This window comes from Microbacterium sp. PMB16 (genome assembly GCF_051294855.1).
Taxonomy (GTDB): domain Bacteria; phylum Actinomycetota; class Actinomycetes; order Actinomycetales; family Microbacteriaceae; genus Microbacterium.
In genome coordinates this window covers 3035535-3051467 of the sequence record NZ_CP145908.1, presented here as the reverse complement: position 1 = coordinate 3051467, position 15933 = coordinate 3035535, and the positions used below count along the sequence as shown (strand labels likewise).

16 protein-coding genes and 1 riboswitch are annotated in these 15933 nt (G+C 68.5%); of the genes, 7 read left to right on the top strand and 9 right to left on the bottom strand.

Translation table 11 applies throughout. The features are described 5' to 3' along the window. Window positions 1–31 precede the first annotated feature (31 nt). Together V5D55_RS14550 and V5D55_RS14545 are read left to right on the top strand one after the other, a co-directional pair. A complete protein-coding gene (locus tag V5D55_RS14550; RefSeq protein WP_435744251.1) occupies window positions 32–1318 on the top strand; it encodes an ATP-binding protein in 1287 nt (428 codons plus the stop codon). After that, the gene (locus tag V5D55_RS14545; protein WP_435744249.1) at window positions 1315–2010 is read left to right on the top strand and encodes a response regulator; all 696 of its coding nucleotides are present in this window, start codon (window positions 1315–1317) and stop codon (window positions 2008–2010) included. Before V5D55_RS14550 ends, V5D55_RS14545 begins: the two co-directional genes overlap by 4 nt. Window positions 2011–2013: 3 nt before the next feature. Here the strand turns inward: V5D55_RS14545 and V5D55_RS14540 are convergent, their stop codons facing one another. After that, a complete protein-coding gene (locus tag V5D55_RS14540) occupies window positions 2014–3366 on the bottom strand; it encodes an FAD-binding oxidoreductase (protein ID WP_435744247.1) in 1353 nt (450 codons plus the stop codon). 58 nt (window positions 3367–3424) lie between these two features. Beyond that, a riboswitch (FMN riboswitch) is annotated at window positions 3425–3569 on the top strand. 13 nt (window positions 3570–3582) lie between these two features. On the opposite strand from V5D55_RS14540, the gene V5D55_RS14535 reads away from it, so the two are divergent. Further along, complete coding sequence (locus V5D55_RS14535; protein ID WP_435744244.1) at window positions 3583–4017, top strand: 6,7-dimethyl-8-ribityllumazine synthase; 435 nt, start codon at window positions 3583–3585, stop codon at window positions 4015–4017. Window positions 4018–4042: 25 nt separating this feature from the next. On the opposite strand, the gene V5D55_RS14530 is transcribed toward V5D55_RS14535, so the two are convergent. Both V5D55_RS14530 and V5D55_RS14525 read right to left on the bottom strand, forming a co-directional pair. Then, window positions 4043–4687 (bottom strand): FMN reductase, encoded by a 645-nt coding sequence (locus V5D55_RS14530; RefSeq protein ID WP_435744241.1) that lies wholly within the window; start codon window positions 4685–4687, stop codon window positions 4043–4045. 1 nt (window position 4688) lies between these two features. After that, window positions 4689–5915 (bottom strand): LLM class flavin-dependent oxidoreductase, encoded by a 1227-nt coding sequence (locus V5D55_RS14525; protein ID WP_435744238.1) that lies wholly within the window; start codon window positions 5913–5915, stop codon window positions 4689–4691. Between the two features lie 112 nt (window positions 5916–6027). Between V5D55_RS14525 and V5D55_RS14520 the strand changes: the two genes are divergently transcribed. Both V5D55_RS14520 and V5D55_RS14515 read left to right on the top strand, forming a co-directional pair. Further along, on the top strand, window positions 6028–7158 hold the full coding sequence (locus tag V5D55_RS14520; RefSeq protein WP_435744235.1) for an acyltransferase family protein: 1131 nt from the start codon (window positions 6028–6030) through the stop codon (window positions 7156–7158). A 9-nt stretch (window positions 7159–7167) separates the two neighbouring features. Then, a complete protein-coding gene (locus tag V5D55_RS14515; RefSeq protein WP_435744233.1) occupies window positions 7168–8031 on the top strand; it encodes a serine hydrolase domain-containing protein in 864 nt (287 codons plus the stop codon). 21 nt (window positions 8032–8052) lie between these two features. Here the strand turns inward: V5D55_RS14515 and efeB are convergent, their stop codons facing one another. Genes efeB through efeU form a run of 3 tightly spaced genes read right to left on the bottom strand, consistent with a single transcriptional unit; the run spans window position 8053 to window position 11577 of the window. Then, window positions 8053–9345, bottom strand: coding sequence for an iron uptake transporter deferrochelatase/peroxidase subunit (gene efeB / locus V5D55_RS14510; RefSeq protein WP_435749317.1), 1293 nt, complete (start codon window positions 9343–9345; stop codon window positions 8053–8055). Window positions 9346–9403: 58 nt separating this feature from the next. Next, a complete protein-coding gene (gene efeO / locus V5D55_RS14505; RefSeq protein ID WP_435744231.1) occupies window positions 9404–10636 on the bottom strand; it encodes an iron uptake system protein EfeO in 1233 nt (410 codons plus the stop codon). Beyond that, window positions 10633–11577, bottom strand: a complete 945-nt coding sequence (gene efeU / locus V5D55_RS14500; protein WP_435744229.1) for an iron uptake transporter permease EfeU — start codon at window positions 11575–11577, stop codon at window positions 10633–10635. The genes efeO and efeU overlap by 4 nt, the downstream gene beginning before the upstream one ends. Window positions 11578–11736: 159 nt before the next feature. Here efeU and V5D55_RS14495 point away from each other — a divergent pair, with 159 nt between their 5' ends. Next, the gene (locus V5D55_RS14495; protein WP_435744226.1) at window positions 11737–12741 is read left to right on the top strand and encodes an isopenicillin N synthase family dioxygenase; all 1005 of its coding nucleotides are present in this window, start codon (window positions 11737–11739) and stop codon (window positions 12739–12741) included. A 21-nt stretch (window positions 12742–12762) separates the two neighbouring features. On the opposite strand, the gene V5D55_RS14490 is transcribed toward V5D55_RS14495, so the two are convergent. The 3 genes from V5D55_RS14490 to rpsO all read right to left on the bottom strand — a co-directional run bounded on the left by V5D55_RS14490 (window position 12763) and on the right by rpsO (window position 14438). Next, window positions 12763–13101 (bottom strand): winged helix-turn-helix domain-containing protein, encoded by a 339-nt coding sequence (locus V5D55_RS14490; RefSeq protein WP_435744224.1) that lies wholly within the window; start codon window positions 13099–13101, stop codon window positions 12763–12765. 13 nt (window positions 13102–13114) lie between these two features. Then, complete coding sequence (locus V5D55_RS14485) at window positions 13115–13951, bottom strand: hypothetical protein (protein WP_435744222.1); 837 nt, start codon at window positions 13949–13951, stop codon at window positions 13115–13117. 217 nt (window positions 13952–14168) lie between these two features. Beyond that, a complete protein-coding gene (rpsO, locus tag V5D55_RS14480; protein WP_046014407.1) occupies window positions 14169–14438 on the bottom strand; it encodes a 30S ribosomal protein S15 in 270 nt (89 codons plus the stop codon). 187 nt (window positions 14439–14625) lie between these two features. Here rpsO and V5D55_RS14475 point away from each other — a divergent pair, with 187 nt between their 5' ends. Next, the gene (locus V5D55_RS14475; RefSeq protein WP_435744220.1) at window positions 14626–15918 is read left to right on the top strand and encodes an MFS transporter; all 1293 of its coding nucleotides are present in this window, start codon (window positions 14626–14628) and stop codon (window positions 15916–15918) included. Window positions 15919–15933: the final 15 nt, after the last annotated feature.

The following is a 15933-nucleotide window of genomic DNA, read 5'->3' as shown; positions in this document are numbered from 1 at the left end:
ACTACCGAGCGCCGACGACCGGAGGGACGAGATGGCACATGCCCCCGGCAGTCGCAGCGCCGCCTCCCGCGTCTTCGCCGTGCTGCTCGTCGCCGCCGTCGTCATCGGTGCGCTGGTGGCCGTGTACCTCGTCGTCGAGGCGCAGCGCGCCATCCGTGCGGAGGCCGAGCGGGTGACGGCGGCCACGGCGATCGCGCTCGCGTCGTCGCCGGATGTGGTCTCCTCGCTGAGCGCCGGCGATGAAGAGAGCGCCACGCGACTGCTCGAGCCGTATGCCACCGACGTCGTCGACGACGCCGGGCTCGACTTCATCACCGTCATGACCGCGGCGGGCGTACGCGTGACCCATCCCGACCCTGAGCAGATCGGTGGACAGTACCTGGGAACGATCCCCGCAGCACCGCGGATGATCACCGAGGAGTTCACCGGCACCCTCGGGCCGTCCGTGCGGACGATCGTGCCGGTGCTCGACACGGACGATGCGCTGATCGGCTGGGTGGCGGCGGGCGTCACGACCGAGTCGATCACCGAGACGCTGGTCCGCCGGCTCCCTCTCTCCCTCGGGATCACGGCGGGGCTGATCGCGCTGGGCGCCGGTGGCGCGCTGATCGCGCGGCGGGTCACGCGACGCATTGCGGGCGACCTTCCTCCGGGACAGGTGCGCGATGCGGTGTCGTCGTACGAGTCCATCCGCACTCTGGGCGAGGCGCTGCGCGCGCAGACCCACGAACACGGGAACCGGATGCACACCGCCGTCGCCCTGCTCGAGCTCGGGCGGCGCGATGAAGCCATCGAGATCCTCACCGAGACCTCACGGCAGAGTCAGTCGCTCGTCGATCAGGTCACGGCCCGACGCCACGGCGATCCCGCGGTCGGAGCACTGCTGCTGGGGAAGGCATCCCAGGCGAAGGAGCGTGGCATCGACTGGCGCCTGCGGCTCGATCCGGACACTCCTCGCTCTCCGCTGTCCACGGTCGACAGCGTGTCGGTGCTCGGCAACCTCGTGGACAACGCGATGGATGCCGCGGCCGATTCCGATGACCGCTGGGTGGAGGTCTCTCTGACCACCGCGGCCGGTGGCGGAGTCGTGCTCGAAGTCTCGGACAGCGGGCCCGGTGTGCCCGCCGCATTGCGGGAGCAGATCTTCGAACAGGGTTTCTCGACCAAACCGGCCGGCGCCCAGGGCCGGGGCATCGGTCTCGCCCTCGTACGTTCGGTGGTGACCGGCGCGGGCGGAGAGGTCAGTCTGAGTGACGACCCGACGACGTTCCGGGTCGTCCTCCCCGCGGCCGCCGGCTCCCGAAGGCAGGGATCATGATCCGGGTCCTGCTGGTCGACGACGATGCACTGACGCTGGAACTCCACCGCGACTACGTGGCGCGCCTGGACGGGTTCGTGGTCGCCGGCGAATGCAGCGGCGCCAGGGCCGCTGTGAGCGCCGTCCTCGATCGCGAAGGCGGGGCGGCTCTCGACCTCGTCCTGCTCGACATCACGATGCCGGATGGGTCAGGGATCGACGTTCTCCGTGCCCTGCGCGCACGATCGGCGTCCGTCGATGTGATCGCGATCACCGGCGTTCGCGACGCCGACACCGTCCGGCAGATGGCGGCGCTCGGCGTCTTCCAGTATCTGGTCAAGCCTTTCGCGTTCGCGGTGTTCGCGGAGCGGATGGAGCAGTACCGTGCTCATCACGACCAGGCCCGGACCACCGATGGCGCGGCGACGCAGGCGGAGATCGACGCGCTTCTGGGTCGTGCGACCGGCGCGATCGCCCTTCCGAAGGGGCTGTCGGCAGGTTCGCTGGAGAAGGTCACCGCAGCTCTTCGTGCTGTCGGCCCGCTCTCGGCGAGCGAGGCAGCCGAGCGACTCGGCATGTCACGCGTCGCGGTTCGGCGCTACCTGGAGCACCTCACCGCCGAAGGGGTCATCGTCCGTTCGGCCCGCTACGGCACGCGGGGACGCCCCGAGACGGAGTACCGCTGGAATCGCGGCGGTGGTGACACGGTCTGACGCTCAGCGCGGCAGCCGCGCTTCGTGCAGCAGTCCCTGCGGATCGGCAGCGGCCCGGAGGGCGCGCAGCCTGTCGAGATCGGCCGGCGTGCCGGAGCGTTCGAGCGTCTGACCGGGCCCGAGGAAGGTCGGCACGATGCGATCGGCCTCGGCGTGCGCCAGGAGCTCACGGAATCCGGCCAGGCTCGCATCTCCTGGTTCCACAGGCGCGCCGGGAAAGAGCGGTGCGAGCGCATGCAACAGCCAGCCGACGGACTCGAGGGATGCGAGACCGCGACGTCGCGGCGCATCGAGCGCGCCACCGAGCATGCGGATGTCGATGCCCATGATCGAGGCCTGCTCGGGGAGTTCACGGAACGCGACCAGGGCATCGATCGTGGCATCGTCCAGCGTGGAGAGAGCCACCGAAGCCCCGCGGCCCGGTGTCGGATCGGTGGGCTCGGTGGAGGCCGCGACGAGGGCGGCCGGCGATGTCGGACCCGACACCTCGCGCAGCACCGTGCCGGCGCGGCGGACCCGATCGATGAGGTCGTCCGCGGAACCGTCGACCGAGAGCGCCTGCACGTCGAGGAAGCTGCGACCTCTGATCGCCTCGGGAAGCTGCGGAACGTCGGGCATGCGCATCGAGTTCATGAACACGTTGAGTGACGCGGGGGCATCTGCCGCGAGGTCGCGCACGGCGCGGATCACCGCGGCGGCGTCCGCCACGTCGAAGGTGAGACTCGTGCCCCACAGCGCCGGCGTGCGGACGAGGTCGAGTTCGAGAGCGGTGACGATACCCACGATGCCGCCCGCGCCGCGGAGGGCCCACATCGACTCGGGATCGCCGGCGTCGTCGACGCGCCCGTGCGTGCCGTCGGGTCGCAGCACCCAAGCGGCCCGCAGGTTGTCGGAGCCGAGGCCCGCCGTGCGGCTGAACCACGAGTGCCCGCCACCCAGGGTGTATCCGGCGACGCTGACGACCGGACTCGTACCGGCCGGAGCGGCCCATCCGGTGCCTTCGAGGGCGTCGACGACCGCGCCCCACCGCACACCGCTCCCCACTCGGAGAATGCCGGCATCCACATCGACGTCGAGCTCGTCGAACGCCGACATGCGCACGATCACGGCGCCGTCCAGATCACTCGACGCTCCGTGTCCGCTGGGCTGCACGGCGAGCCGGAAGCCCGAAGTGCGAGCGGCGTCGAGCAGCATGCGCAGATCGGCGACATCTGCCGGGGCGACGACGGCGAGGGGGCGCTGCTCGATCGCCAGGTTCCACGGCTGGCGGGCGGCGTCGAATTCGGCATCGCCAGGGAGGAGCAGCGAACCGCTCAGACGGTCACGAAGGGCATCGAACGAGGTGATCGAAGACATGACGCCACGCTACGACCCCCCTCGGACATTCCGCTATCGGCGGTGATAGCCTCGTGCCGAATGTCCTCAGGGCGGGGTGCGATTCCCCACCGGCGGTATCACGGCAAGGCCGTGTGAGCCCGCGAGCGGACTCCACGGTGGAGTCTGCAGACCCGGTGCGATTCCGGGGCCGACGGTCACAGTCCGGATGGAAGAGGACGAGAGGGAGCAGTCATCATGCCCAGAATCGCCATCGTCGCCGCGCAGTGGCACGCCGAGATCGTCGACCAGGCTGTCGATTCCTTCGTCGGAAGGCTCGCGTCACTCGGCTTCGACGACGTCAGCATCTTCCGGGTACCCGGTGCCTTCGAGATCCCGCTGCACGTGCAGCGGCTCGCCCGCAGCGGTCGAGTCGATGCCATCGCCACCTGCGCGCTCGTCGTCGACGGCGGCATCTACCGCCATGACTTCGTGGCGTCCACGGTCGTCGACGCGCTGATGCGCGTGCAGCTGGAGACCGACGTGCCCGTGTTCTCGGCGGTTCTCACGCCGCACAACTTCCACGAGCATGAGGAGCACCGCGAGTACTTCCGCCGTCACTTCTCCGTCAAGGGCGCCGAGCTCGCCGACGCGGTCGTGAAGACGGTCGCCGGACTCGACGCCCTCGCCTGATCGGGCGCGAAAGCCGGAACTGGGCTCACTCCCCCGCGAGGCCACCGAGAAGGTGGCCGAACGACCGGCCCTCGCCGAGATAGGTCGCCGGGTCGAACGGGTCGGAGGCGGTAGCGGCGTCACGCCGCGCGATCGCCTGCGCGAGCTCCTTCGCGCCCTTCTCGACCCGCTTGGCGAGCGGCGCGACGTCGTCCCCGGCGCCGCCCCAATCGCTGGACGCCGCGAACACGCCCGTCGAGACAGGCTCGGCGTGCAGGTACGCGAACAGCGGGCGGATCGCGTAGTCGATCGCCAGGGAATGCCGCGCCGTCCCCGCGTTCGCGCCGATGAGTACCGGCTTCCCGGTGAGCGCATCGGGGTCGAGCACGTCGATGAACGACTTGAACAGGCCCGAATAGCTCGTCGAGAAGATCGGTGTCACCGCGATCAGCGCGTCGGCCGAGACGACGGTGTTGATCGCCGTCTCCAGAGCGGGCGGCGCGAAGCCGGTGAGCAGGTTGTTGGTGATGTCGTGCGCGTAGTCGCGCAGCTCGATCACGTCGACGCTGGCATCGATCTCGTGATCCCGAAGCGCCTTCACCGTCTCAGCCGCGAGGCGGTCGGCCAGCATGCGCGTCGAGGACGGGTTCGAGAGCCCGGCGGACACGACGGCGATCCGACGCATGGTCATCTCAGGCTCCCTTCCGGCTGAGGCCGAACGATGCCCCGGACGGCGCCGGAGTGTCCTGGTAGGGCGAATCGCCCGTGAGGTTGTCGCCGCGGTTCGCACCCGGTCGCGCCTGGCGGGTGGGCCCGTCACCGAACTCGGCCGTCACGCGTGCGGCGTGAGTGGGGGCATCCGGCACGGAGGCGGGACGCCCCTGTGCCAGCTCCTTGCGGAGCACCGGCACGACCTCGGCACCGAGGATGTCGAGCTGCTCGAGCACGACCTTCAGCGGCAGACCGGCGTGGTCGATCAGGAACAGCTGACGCTGGTAGTCGCCGTAGTGCTCGCGCATCGCGGCGTACCGATCGATGACCTGCTGCGGCGAGCCGACGGTGAGCGGAGTCATCTCGGTGAAGTCCTCCATGCTCGGACCGTGGCCGTACACCGGAGCGTTGTCGAAGTACGGGCGGAACTGGTTCGCCGCGTCCTGCGAGTTCGCCGCCATGAAAACCTGGCCGCCGAGACCGACGATCGCCTGCTCGGGCGTTCCGTGCCCGTAGTGCGCGTAGCGCTGGCGGTAGAGCTCGATGAGGCGCTGGTAGTGCTCCTTCGGCCAGAAGATGTTGTTCGCGAAGAAGCCGTCGCCGTAGTAGGCGGCCTGCTCCGCGATCTCGGGCGTGCGGATCGAGCCGTGCCAGACGAACGGCGCGATGCCGTCGAGCGGGCGCGGCGTGGAGGTGAACCCCTGCAGCGGCGTGCGGAACTTGCCCTCGAAGTCGACGACATCCTCGCGCCACAGCTTGTGCAGCAGTGCATAGTTCTCGATCGCGAGCGGCAGCCCCTGGCGGATGTCCTGCCCGAACCACGGGTAGACCGGTCCGGTGTTGCCGCGGCCGAGCATGAGGTCCATGCGACCGTCGGACACGTGCTGCAGCATCGCGTACTCCTCGGCGATGCGCACGGGGTCGTTGGTCGTGATCAGCGTGGTCGAGGTCGACACGATGAGGCGCTCGGTCTGTGCAGCCAGAGCGGCCAGGAAGGTGCTGGGACTGGACGACCAGAACGGCGGGTTGTGGTGCTCGCCGATCGCGAAGACGTCGAGACCGACCTCTTCTGCGTGCTTCGCGATGGTCAGCGTCGCCTTGATCCGCTCCTGCTCGCTGGGCGTGATGCCCGTGGTGGGATCGCGGGTGATGTCGCTGACCGACATGATGCCGAACTGCATCGCCTGTGCGCCTGACTGCTCGCTCATGATTGCTCCATGCTCTCCGAAAGCGGATGCTCCGGCATCCGTTTCTATTCACTTGAATGTATATGAGTCAACGCGTTGCCAGCAACTTTATTCCCGACGGTAGCCTCGGATGATGAGCAACGCAGGAGCGGCCCCCACGGACCCCGCGACCGGGCCGATCCCCAGGCCTCGGCGCCGCGTCCCGTTCTGGGACAACGCGCGCTACGCGTGCATCGTCATGGTCGTGCTGGGCCACGCCATCCAGCGACTCAGCTACGACTCGGACATCGCCTTCGCGTTCTACCTCGCCCTCTATGCCTTCCACATGCCGGCGTTCGCGATCATCTCGGGCTACTTCTCCAAGTCGGGATCGCCGACCAAGACGCAGATGGCCCGCGTGATCACCGACATCCTCGTGCCCTATGTGATCTTCGAGGTCCTGTGGACACTCACGAAGTGGCTCGTCGAGGGGCAGGCGAACCCGAACATCACGAAGCCCTCGTGGACCCTGTGGTTCCTGCTCGCACTCGGGATCTTCCGGCTGGTCCTCCCCTACCTGGCCCTGCTGCGCTGGCCGCTCCTGTGGACGGTCGTGATCTCCATCGGCGTCGGATACCTGCCCAACGTCGACAGCACCTTCTCGCTCTCCCGCACCCTCGGACTGCTCCCGTTCTTCGCCCTGGGATGGTGGCTCCGGGAACACGACATCGTCGCGAAGTTCCGTCTGCTCGACTTCCGGCCGTGGTGGGTGCGCGGCGCAGCGCTCGCCGTACTCGCCGCCACCGGGTGGGCCGCCTGGAACTGGCTCCCGGTCTGGCAGACCATCGACCTGCGCCGCTGGCTGTTCTACGAGGACTCGTACGCCGACCTCGGCGGAGAGGAGTGGTGGGCCGGCGGCCTCCGTTTCGCGCTGATGCTCCTGGCCGTCGTGCTCTGCGCCGCCTTCTTCGCGCTCATCCCTCGCCGGACGTATTGGTGGACTCATTTCGGCCAGTACACGATGTACGTCTTCCTGCTGCATTCGTTCGTGCTGTACCCGTTCCGCGAGTCCGGCGCGCTGCGCGACCTCGAGCCGACCTGGATCTGGCTGCCTCTGGTGACCCTCCTGTCCGTGGTGGTCGCGCTCGCACTGGCCACGAAGCCGGTGCGCTGGCTGTTCCGACCGCTCGTCGAACCGCGTCCGAAGTGGCTCTTCGTCGACCCTGAGCTCGCGGCGCGCAAGGGGCGCAGGAACGACCCGACCGGCTCCCGCAGGCCGCGATAGCCTGAACAGATGTCCCGCGCACTGACCATCCGCGATCGCATCATCACGGAGGTCGAGGCATCGGGATTCGGCGCCCACGGACTGCACGTCCTGAGCGGCGACGACACCGCAGAGCACCGCTGGACCGCCGATGTGCGTGAAGACGTCCACTCCGTCGCGAAGGCGGTCTGCGTGCTGGCGGCCGGCATCGCCGCCGACGAGGCCCTGGTCGACTTCGACGTCCCGGTGGGTACGTATCTGGCGGACGCCCGTCTCGGCCCCGGTGTCGAGCACGTCACGCTCCGCCACCTGCTGACGATGTCGAGCGGCATCGATCTGCCCTGGTCCGACACGATGATGACGGACTGGCCGGACCTGTCGCTCGAGTTCCTGGCGCGACCCACCGCGGGCCGCGCGTTCCAGTACTCGAACGCCAGCACGTACACCGCGATGCGCGTGCTCTCCGAACGCGTCGGCGACGTGCTCGACTTTCTCCGTCCCCGCCTGTTCACGCCGCTCGGCATCGAAGATGTCGCCTGGGACCGCTGCCCGAACGGACGGATCATCGCCGGCGGCGGGCTGCCGCTGCGCACCGAGGAGATGGCCCGCATCGGGCGTCTCGTCCGTGATCGCGGCTGGTCGGGCCACGACCAGTTGGTGTCGACCCGGTGGATCGACGGGATGCACACCGACTGGGTCGTGAGCGGCGAAAGCCCGGGCTACGAGCGCTACGCCCTGGCCGGGTGGGACGGTCCTGGGCGCGCCTGGCGGCTGCATGGCGCCCACGGGCAGCTCGTGATTTTCGGAGGCGACACGGTCGTGACCATCACGGCCGACGACCACTTCGGTGCAGACGCCCTGGCGGCCTTCGTCGCCTCGTCGCTCGACGACTGATCAGGCGAACGACTCCGCTGATCAGGCGAACAACTCCGCGCCGATGAACGACCCGGCCGTCGCGCCGGCCGGAATCGCCCAGATCCCCGATCCCACGTGCCGGATGTACTCGTTCAGGAGATCGGTCGACAGGCGCCGCTGCAGCGCGATGAACTGCTCAGGATCCCGCTGGTACGACAGGAAGAACAGTCCGGCGTCCAGTCGCCCGAGGTTGTTGTTGCCGTCGACGTAGTTGTAGCCGCGACGAAGGATGCGGATGCCCTCGTTCTGCTCCGCGTGCGCGAGCCGGACGTGCGCGTTCGCGTCGATCGACGCACCCTTGAAGTCGGGTTCCGTGAACTCGGAGCCGCCGGACAGCGGAGCGCCCTCGCCCTTGTCTCGGCCGATGATCGTGTCCTGCTCGGAGAGCCGGACACGATCCCACGTCTCGATCAGCATCGCGATCTTCCTGGCGACGAGGTACGAGCCGCCCGCCATCCATGCGGGTTCGTCGGACGCCCCGACCCAGACATGTTCCTTCAGCGCCTCGGCGTCGTCGGAGAGGATGTTCGCCGTCCCGTCTTTGAACCCGAAGAGGTTGCGCGGCGTCGCCTGCGCTGCCGTCGTGCGCGAGGTCTTGCCGAAGCCGAGCTGCGACCAGCGCAGCCGCGCGCGGCCGAACGCGATGCGGCTCAGATTGCGGATGGCGTGAACAGCGACCTGGGGATCATCGGCGCACGCCTGGATGCAGAGGTCGCCGTGCGAGGCCTCCGGATCGAGATCATCACCGAGGAATGCCGGAAGCCGCTCCAGTCCTGCCGGACGCCGCGCGGCGATCCCGTAGCGGTCCCCGTCTTCGTTCTCGAACAGCCCTGGACCGAATCCGAAGGTGATCGTGAGGCCGGCGGCCGGGAGCCCCTGCGCCTCCCCCGTGTCGTCCGGAGGTTCTTCCGCCGCGCCTCCCACAGCGCCCGTCGCACTCACCTCGAGGCCCTGGACCATGCGGGACGCCGCGTAGGTCCAGTCCTGCAGGAGCGTGACGAGGTCGTCGCGGTCGGTGCGCGGCATCATGTCGAACGACGCGAAGTGCAGGTGGTCCTGCACGGGCGTCGTGATGCCCGCCTGGTGCGCTCCGAAGAAGTCGTAGGCGATGCGGCTGTCCTCGTTCGCCCTGGCGCGGCCTATCGCGACTCCACCGGCGAGGCCGGATCCGACGCCGACGGCGAGGCCGGCGACACCGCCGCCGATCGCGAGACCGAGGAGACCTCGTCTACTCAGACCGGACGGTGCGGATGCTGCCGCCGGAGCGCCACCCTCAGGCGACGGCTCCGGCACGGCATCCCGTTCTCGTTCTTCCACGGCGCGATCGTATCTCTTCAGCCGATGAGGCTGATCACTCGAGCACAGTGCCGGTGAGCTGCGAGAGCGGCTCGGCGAGGGCGTTGATGAGGTCGGTGAACTCGCGCTTGTTCGCGTCCGTGAGCTTCGAGTAGCCGACGAAGCCGTCGGTCAGTGACCCGTGTGCCGCGAGCGACTCCTCGAGGGCGGTGTACCCGGCCTCGATCTCGCCGACGAGTGTCTTGCCGTCCTCGCCCTGCGCCGCGGCGAAGTCCTGCACCAGCGAGAACGCCATCTTCGATCCCTCGACGTTCGCAGCGAAGTCGTAGAGGTCGGTGCCCGACCACCAGTCCTCCTCGCCGGAGATCTTCCCGGTGGCGACCTCGTCGAGCAGAGCGATCGCGCCGTTCGAGATGCCTCCGATGCCCTGGTCGTCCAGCGACGTCGTGAAGTCGTCCGAGTGCACGTAGTCGTAGAGCTCCTGCACGTCGGCCAGCAGCAGATCGCCGAAGTCGGCCCGCTCCTCGGGCGTCGACGGTGCCCAGTCCTGACGGGCCGGGGTCTCGCCATCGGCGTTGAGCGCGTCGGCCGCGGGGACCCACAGGTCCTTCTCGATGCGGTGGAATCCGGTCCAGTCCAGGCCTTCCGCCACGGCGTCGACCTCGCGGTAGTCGATGCGCGGGTCGAGGTCGCCGAGAGCCTCGGCGACCGGCTCGATCCGCTCGTAGTAGGCGCGGGTGAGCGGGAAGAGCTCTCGGGCCTTCGCGTCGTCGCCCGACTCGTAGGCCGCGACGAAGTCTTCGACGGCCGGGACGAGCTGGCCGACCTGGTCCTTCACGAACGCGGCGTAGAGGTCGACCGCCTTCTGCTTCTGCTCGGCATCGGGGCCTTCGACCGCGACGCGGTCGCCGGTGACCGTGAACGCGGCCTTGCCGACGCCGTCGCCGATCATGCCCGGCTTGCAGAGGGTGAAGTAGTCGCCCGGCTGAGCGACGACCGTGAGGGTGCGCGATGCTGCGGGAGCGATGTTCTCGACCTCGCCGACGATGCGGAGCCCGTCTTCGGCCAGCAGGTAGAACTCCGAGACCTGGTCGGTGTCGTTGGTGACCTGGAAGGTCAGCGTCCCGCTCTTCGCGGTCGCGGCGGAGACTGCACAGTCGCTGTCGGTGGACGAGACATCGAAGGCGTCGGCCGCGGCGACATCGCTCTTGGCGACGCAGCCGCTCAGGACGAGGGCTGCGGCGCCGGCGGCGGCGAGTGCCCCGAGGAACCGGTGAGACGTGGTCATGCTGCTCCTTGTTGTGAGAGAGAGGGAGTTTCGTCGCTGGCGGCGGCCTGCGCGCGCGGCGCGGACGGACGTTTCGTACGAAGGCCACGGATGTAGAGGGATCCGACGATCACGATGTAGAGAGTCCAGGCGATCACCTGCAGCCAGGTCATCGCAGGCATGAAGCCGACAGTGGCCTGCAGGATCACGGCCGGCGGTCCGCCCGGTGCGATCGCCCCGGAGACGTCGAACGCCCAGCCGAACGGGAAGCCCGCCCACCCGTGGGCCACGCCCCCGGTGACGGCATCGACGGGCGCGGCGGCGGTGAACGGCCCCGGAAGGGCGGCTGCCTCCTGCAGATCCATGACCGCGTAGGCGAGCACGCCGGCGGCCACGACGACGAGGAAGCCGCCCGTCCAGGCGAAGAAGCGTCGCAGGTCGAGCTTCACCGCACCCCGCGAGAGCAACCACCCGATCACGACGGCGACCACGATTCCCAGCAGCGCGCCGAGCAGGTCGGTCGGTGCGCCGCCGAAGTCCTGCACCATCGCCCAGAGCAGCAGGGTGGTCTCCACGCCCTCCCGCGCGACCGACACGAAGCCGACGAGGACCAGCGCCCAGATCCCGCCGACCGTGAGCGCTCGCTCCAGGTCGCCCTCCAGAGTCGCCTTCATCGTGCGTCCGGCTCGCTGCATCCAGAAGATCATCCAGGTCACCATCGCGACCGCGAGCAGGGACATGCCGCCGCCGAGCAGCTCCTGCGCCTGGAAGGTCAGGGCGTATGCGCCGAAGGTCAGGACGGCACCGATGCTCAGGGCGAGAGCGACTGCCAGTCCCACGCCGATCCACAGCTTCGGCAGTGCATCACGCCGTCCCAGCCGTCGAAGGTAGGCGACGAGGATGCCGACGACCAGCGCCGCTTCGAGGCCCTCGCGGAGACCGATGAGGAAAGTGGGGAGCACGGAAGATCTCTCTGGAAAGATTGAGGTAAGGCATCCCTTACCCACGAGACTTTAGCACCGGCACGCAGCGACGCAGAACCATCGCGTCCCGTCGCTCACGTCCGGTAACGCGACGCAACACTCGCCCTCGAACGCGAATCGCCGACGTAGCCTCGGTCCATGGCTGAACTCTCGCTCCCGATCCTCGACTTCTCCCAGCTCGACGAAGGACCCGAAGCCGCTGCGCGATTCCGCGACGAGCTGCGGGCCGCAACGCACGACGTCGGCTTCTTCTACCTCACCGGCACGGGCATCTCCCCCGAGCTGGAGGCGCGACTGCACCAGGCCGCCCTCGACTTCTTCGCGTTGCCCGAGGCGGACAAGCTCGCGATCGAGAACGTCAACAGCCCGCACTTCCGCGGCTACACCCGGATCGGCGGCGAGCGGACGCAGGGGAAGGTCGACTGGCGCGAGCAGATCGACATCGGGCCCGAGCGCGAACCGGTCGACGACGGCCCCGCCTTCAACCGCCTGATCGGGCCGAACCTGTGGCCGGCCGCCCAGCCGGAGCTGCAGGACGTGGTCGCCGAGTGGCACGCCACTCTCTCGGACGTGTCCCGACGCCTTCTGCGCGAGTGGGCCCAGACGCTCGGAGCCGGCGAGACGTACTTCGACGACCACTTCGGTGAGCCGTCGACCCTCATCAAGATCGTCCGCTATCCCGGCACCCACGATCCGGAACCGCAGCAGGGCGTCGGAGCGCACAAGGATTCCGGCGTGCTGACCCTGCTCTGGGTCGAGCCAGGCAAGGGCGGCCTCCAGGTCGAGCGCGATGGAGCGTGGGTCGACGCGCCTCCGGTGCCGGGCGCGTTCGTCGTGAACATCGGAGAGCTCCTGGAGTACGCGACCGGCGGCTACCTCAAGGCGACCAATCACCGCGTCGTCTCGCCGCAGGCTCCGAACGACCGCATCTCGATCCCGTTCTTCTTCAACCCGGCTCTCGACAAGCGTCTCCCGCTGATCGAGCTGCCCGCCGAACTCGCCGCGGAGGCGAAGGGAGTGACCGCGGATCCGAGCAACCCGATCCACGCGCTGTACGGCGAGAACGCCCTCAAGTCGCGTCTGCGCGCACACCCCGACGTGGCCGCCATCCACCACCCCGATCTGGTGAACGCCTCCGCCTGAGGGCGACCCCGGCCTGAGGGGTCACGGCATCTGCTGGCCGCCCAGCTCGACGATCTCCCGCAGGGCGCGCAGGTGCCCGGAGAAGGCGTCGAGCCCTGCCGTGGTCGAACGCACCCACGTGCGAGGGCGCGACCCCAGGTAGCCCTTGCGGCCCGTCACGTAACCGGCGTCCTGCAGATGTGAGATGGCCTTGCTGAGCGCAGAGTCGTTGGCCTGCAGGATGTCGGCGAGCGTGGCGAAGTCGAGTTCGATCCCCTCCGCGAGCGACGCCATCAGCGAGAACCGGATCGGCGTGGAGAAGTTGTCGTCCAGGCGTGTTCTGGGGTGCGGTCGCCGGGAGCCTGCCGCAGCGTCGGTCATCGCGCCTGCTCCATCAGCGTGCCTCATTCGCAGCGGGCACGTGCTTCTGCTCCGGCAGCAGGGCAGATCCGATCATCAGCAGTGCGACCAGCGCGCCGACGCCCAGCTTCACCGGTAGCGCCACCTCATCCCCATACGCGGATCGCAGGCTCAGCCAGATGATCGCCGCCATACTCACGCCGTAGGCGCCGAACTGGGGCCAGCGCCAATACCTGCCGAGGGCGGCCGGGCCGGCATCCGTCATCCACGCGAACAACCAGCCGACGACGATCAGCATCAGGACGAGCATCACGAGCGACGTGATGAGGTCGCCCCGGATGCCGATCGACAGCGTGGCAGCTCCCAGGAACACCCCCAGGACGGCCGTGGTGATCCGCGTCGCGAGCGGGAGCGGCTCCCGCGATTCACGAACCGCCCGTTCGCTCCCTCGCGCCTTCCAGAGCTGGACCAGCCCCAGCCCGCCGAAGCCGATCAGGAAGATGGCGCCCGGCACCCAGGAGAACCAGAACGGCCCGTGATCCGGCGTTAGCAGGATGAAGAAGAACGAGCCGATCACGGCGACGGCGAGCGCCACCGTGAAGACGGTGTACCAGCTCTTGGATCGCGGAGTGCGCCATAGCAGACCATGACGTTCGCCCATCCCCGCGCTGATCTGACTCATGATGATGAGCAGGAACAGCAGGGGCTGAATGGCGGACGAGTCCGCCCTGAAGACGAAGATGTATGCGGTCACGACGACCGAGGTCACCGCCGCCGCGAGGATCGTCTGCCACGCGACAGCGCGCCGGTCGATCCGTCGCTCACGGCGCTGCTCGACGGCCTCGGCCTCGTCGAGGTAGAGGCGCGCCACTTCGGGAGACGGCGGCTCCAAAGGTTCGACACCGTGCATCGGCCTGTGCTCCACGACGACCTCGACATTCCTCTTTCCAGATGGAAAGCTCAACTACTTTCCTAATGGAAACCTGCCGGAAGGTCAACCCCGCCCGAACACGACGAAGGCCGCCCCACACCGTGGGGCGGCCTTCTCAAGAATGTTCTGCGCGATAAGTACGCTGGGGCGCTCTGCCTTAGCGGCGGAGTCCGAGACGCTCGATCAGCGAACGGTAACGCTCGATGTCGATGTCCTGGAGGTAGCCGAGCAGACGACGGCGCTGACCCACCATGAGGAACAGACCACGACGCGAGTGGTGGTCGTGCTTGTGCTCCTTGAGGTGTTCGGTGAGGTCCTTGATGCGCTGCGTCAGCATCGCGACCTGCACCTCGGGGGATCCGGTGTCACCGGGGTGCGTCGCGTACTCTTCCATGATCGCCTTCTTGGCGTCAGACTCGAGTGGCATAGATGGGATCCCCTTTCAGTTCGTTGCGCGGCGCCCGACGCCTGATGCGAGGGCTCTCTTTATCCGCGGCCGATCAAACGGCAACCTGAAGAGTCTACCAGCCGACAGCTCCCCTGAGCGACACGCGCATCGAGCCCCCTCCGGCACCGCTCGGCTACGCTCGAGAGGTGCAGATGTGGGCCTTCGAGTGAGCGCGACGCGCGGTCACCTGATCGATCTCACCCCGCTCAAGAGCAGCCCGGCCTTCGCACGCATGTGGATTGGCTCGACACTCGCGGGGATCGGCGGCCAGCTGACGATCGTCACGGTGATGCTGCACGTCTTCGTCCTGACGCAGAGCACCTTCGCCGTCTCGATGATCGCCGTCGCCGGGCTCGCCCCGATGATCCTCGCCGGCCTCTACGGAGGAATGCTCGCGGATGCGTTCGACCGCCGACGCGTCGCGCTGATCGCGGCGACGATCACCTTCGCCTCCACCGCCCTGCTCGCAGCGCTCACCTGGACCGGCAACGAGACCATCTGGTGGCTGTACGCGCTGAGCATCATCAACTCCGCGGCGAACTCGGTCGGCATGGCCACCCGCACCGCGATCGTCCCGCGTCTCATCCCGCGTGACATGCTCGCCGCGGCATCTGCCCTGAACGGGGTGGCGTTCGGTGTCACCGTGATGGCAGGACCGGCCCTGGCCGGCATCCTCGTGGCGCTCACCGGCTACGGCTGGACGTACACGATCGACGTCGTGCTGATGCTGTCGATGTTCCTCGGCCTGTGGACCCTCCCGGCTTTGCGACCGGAGGGAGAGATCGTGCGTCCTGGGCTCGCGTCCCTGGTCGACGGGTGGCGGTTCCTGCACCGTGCGGGCAACATCCGGATGCAGTACATCATCGACATCATCGCGATGACCTTCGGGCAGCCGCTCGTGCTCTTTCCTGCCCTCGGAACCGTCCTGCTCGGCGGCGGAGCAGTGACGACCGGCATCCTGACCGCGGCCGTCGCCGTGGGGACATTCACGTCCAGCCTGTTCTCCGGCCGCGTCGTGCACTACCGCTGGCACGGCCGCGGCATCGAGCGAGCGGTGGAGGCGTACGGCGCATCGATCCTGCTGTTCGGCATCGTGCTCCTCGTCGGAGCCTTCACGGGGGCCGCGACCGAACGCGACCCCAGCATCGGTCTGATCATCGCGGCATGCGTGGCCCTCGCTCTCTCGGGAGCCTCCGACAACGTGAGCTCGATCTACCGCAACACGATGATGCAGGCGGCGGTTCCCGACACCATGCGCGGGCGGCTCCAGGGCATCTTCGTCGTCGTCGTCACCGGCGGACCCCGCGTGGGGGCGCTGTACGCCGGCACGCTCGCCACCCTGACGACACTCTGGTTCCCTCCCCTGCTGGGCGGACTCCTGGTGATCGCCCTGGTCGCGCTGCTCGCGCGCCGGAACCGCCGGTTCCACGACTACGACGCAGAGAACCCCGAGCCCTGAGGGGCCCGGGGTCCG

What these genes read in the sequence shown, in the direction of transcription:
- V5D55_RS14550 (WP_435744251.1), top strand. Translation starts at nt 32, where the DNA reads ATGGCACATGCCCCCGGCAGTCGCAGCGCCGCCTCCCGCGTCTTCGCC.
- V5D55_RS14545 (WP_435744249.1), top strand. Translation starts at nt 1,315, where the DNA reads ATGATCCGGGTCCTGCTGGTCGACGACGATGCACTGACGCTGGAACTC.
- V5D55_RS14540 (WP_435744247.1), bottom strand. Translation starts at nt 3,366, where the DNA reads ATGTCTTCGATCACCTCGTTCGATGCCCTTCGTGACCGTCTGAGCGGT.
- V5D55_RS14535 (WP_435744244.1), top strand. Translation starts at nt 3,583, where the DNA reads ATGCCCAGAATCGCCATCGTCGCCGCGCAGTGGCACGCCGAGATCGTC.
- V5D55_RS14530 (WP_435744241.1), bottom strand. Translation starts at nt 4,687, where the DNA reads ATGACCATGCGTCGGATCGCCGTCGTGTCCGCCGGGCTCTCGAACCCG.
- V5D55_RS14525 (WP_435744238.1), bottom strand. Translation starts at nt 5,915, where the DNA reads ATGAGCGAGCAGTCAGGCGCACAGGCGATGCAGTTCGGCATCATGTCG.
- V5D55_RS14520 (WP_435744235.1), top strand. Translation starts at nt 6,028, where the DNA reads ATGAGCAACGCAGGAGCGGCCCCCACGGACCCCGCGACCGGGCCGATC.
- V5D55_RS14515 (WP_435744233.1), top strand. Translation starts at nt 7,168, where the DNA reads ATGTCCCGCGCACTGACCATCCGCGATCGCATCATCACGGAGGTCGAG.
- efeO (WP_435744231.1), bottom strand. Translation starts at nt 10,636, where the DNA reads ATGACCACGTCTCACCGGTTCCTCGGGGCACTCGCCGCCGCCGGCGCC.
- V5D55_RS14495 (WP_435744226.1), top strand. Translation starts at nt 11,737, where the DNA reads ATGGCTGAACTCTCGCTCCCGATCCTCGACTTCTCCCAGCTCGACGAA.
- V5D55_RS14490 (WP_435744224.1), bottom strand. Translation starts at nt 13,101, where the DNA reads ATGACCGACGCTGCGGCAGGCTCCCGGCGACCGCACCCCAGAACACGC.
- rpsO (WP_046014407.1), bottom strand. Translation starts at nt 14,438, where the DNA reads ATGCCACTCGAGTCTGACGCCAAGAAGGCGATCATGGAAGAGTACGCG.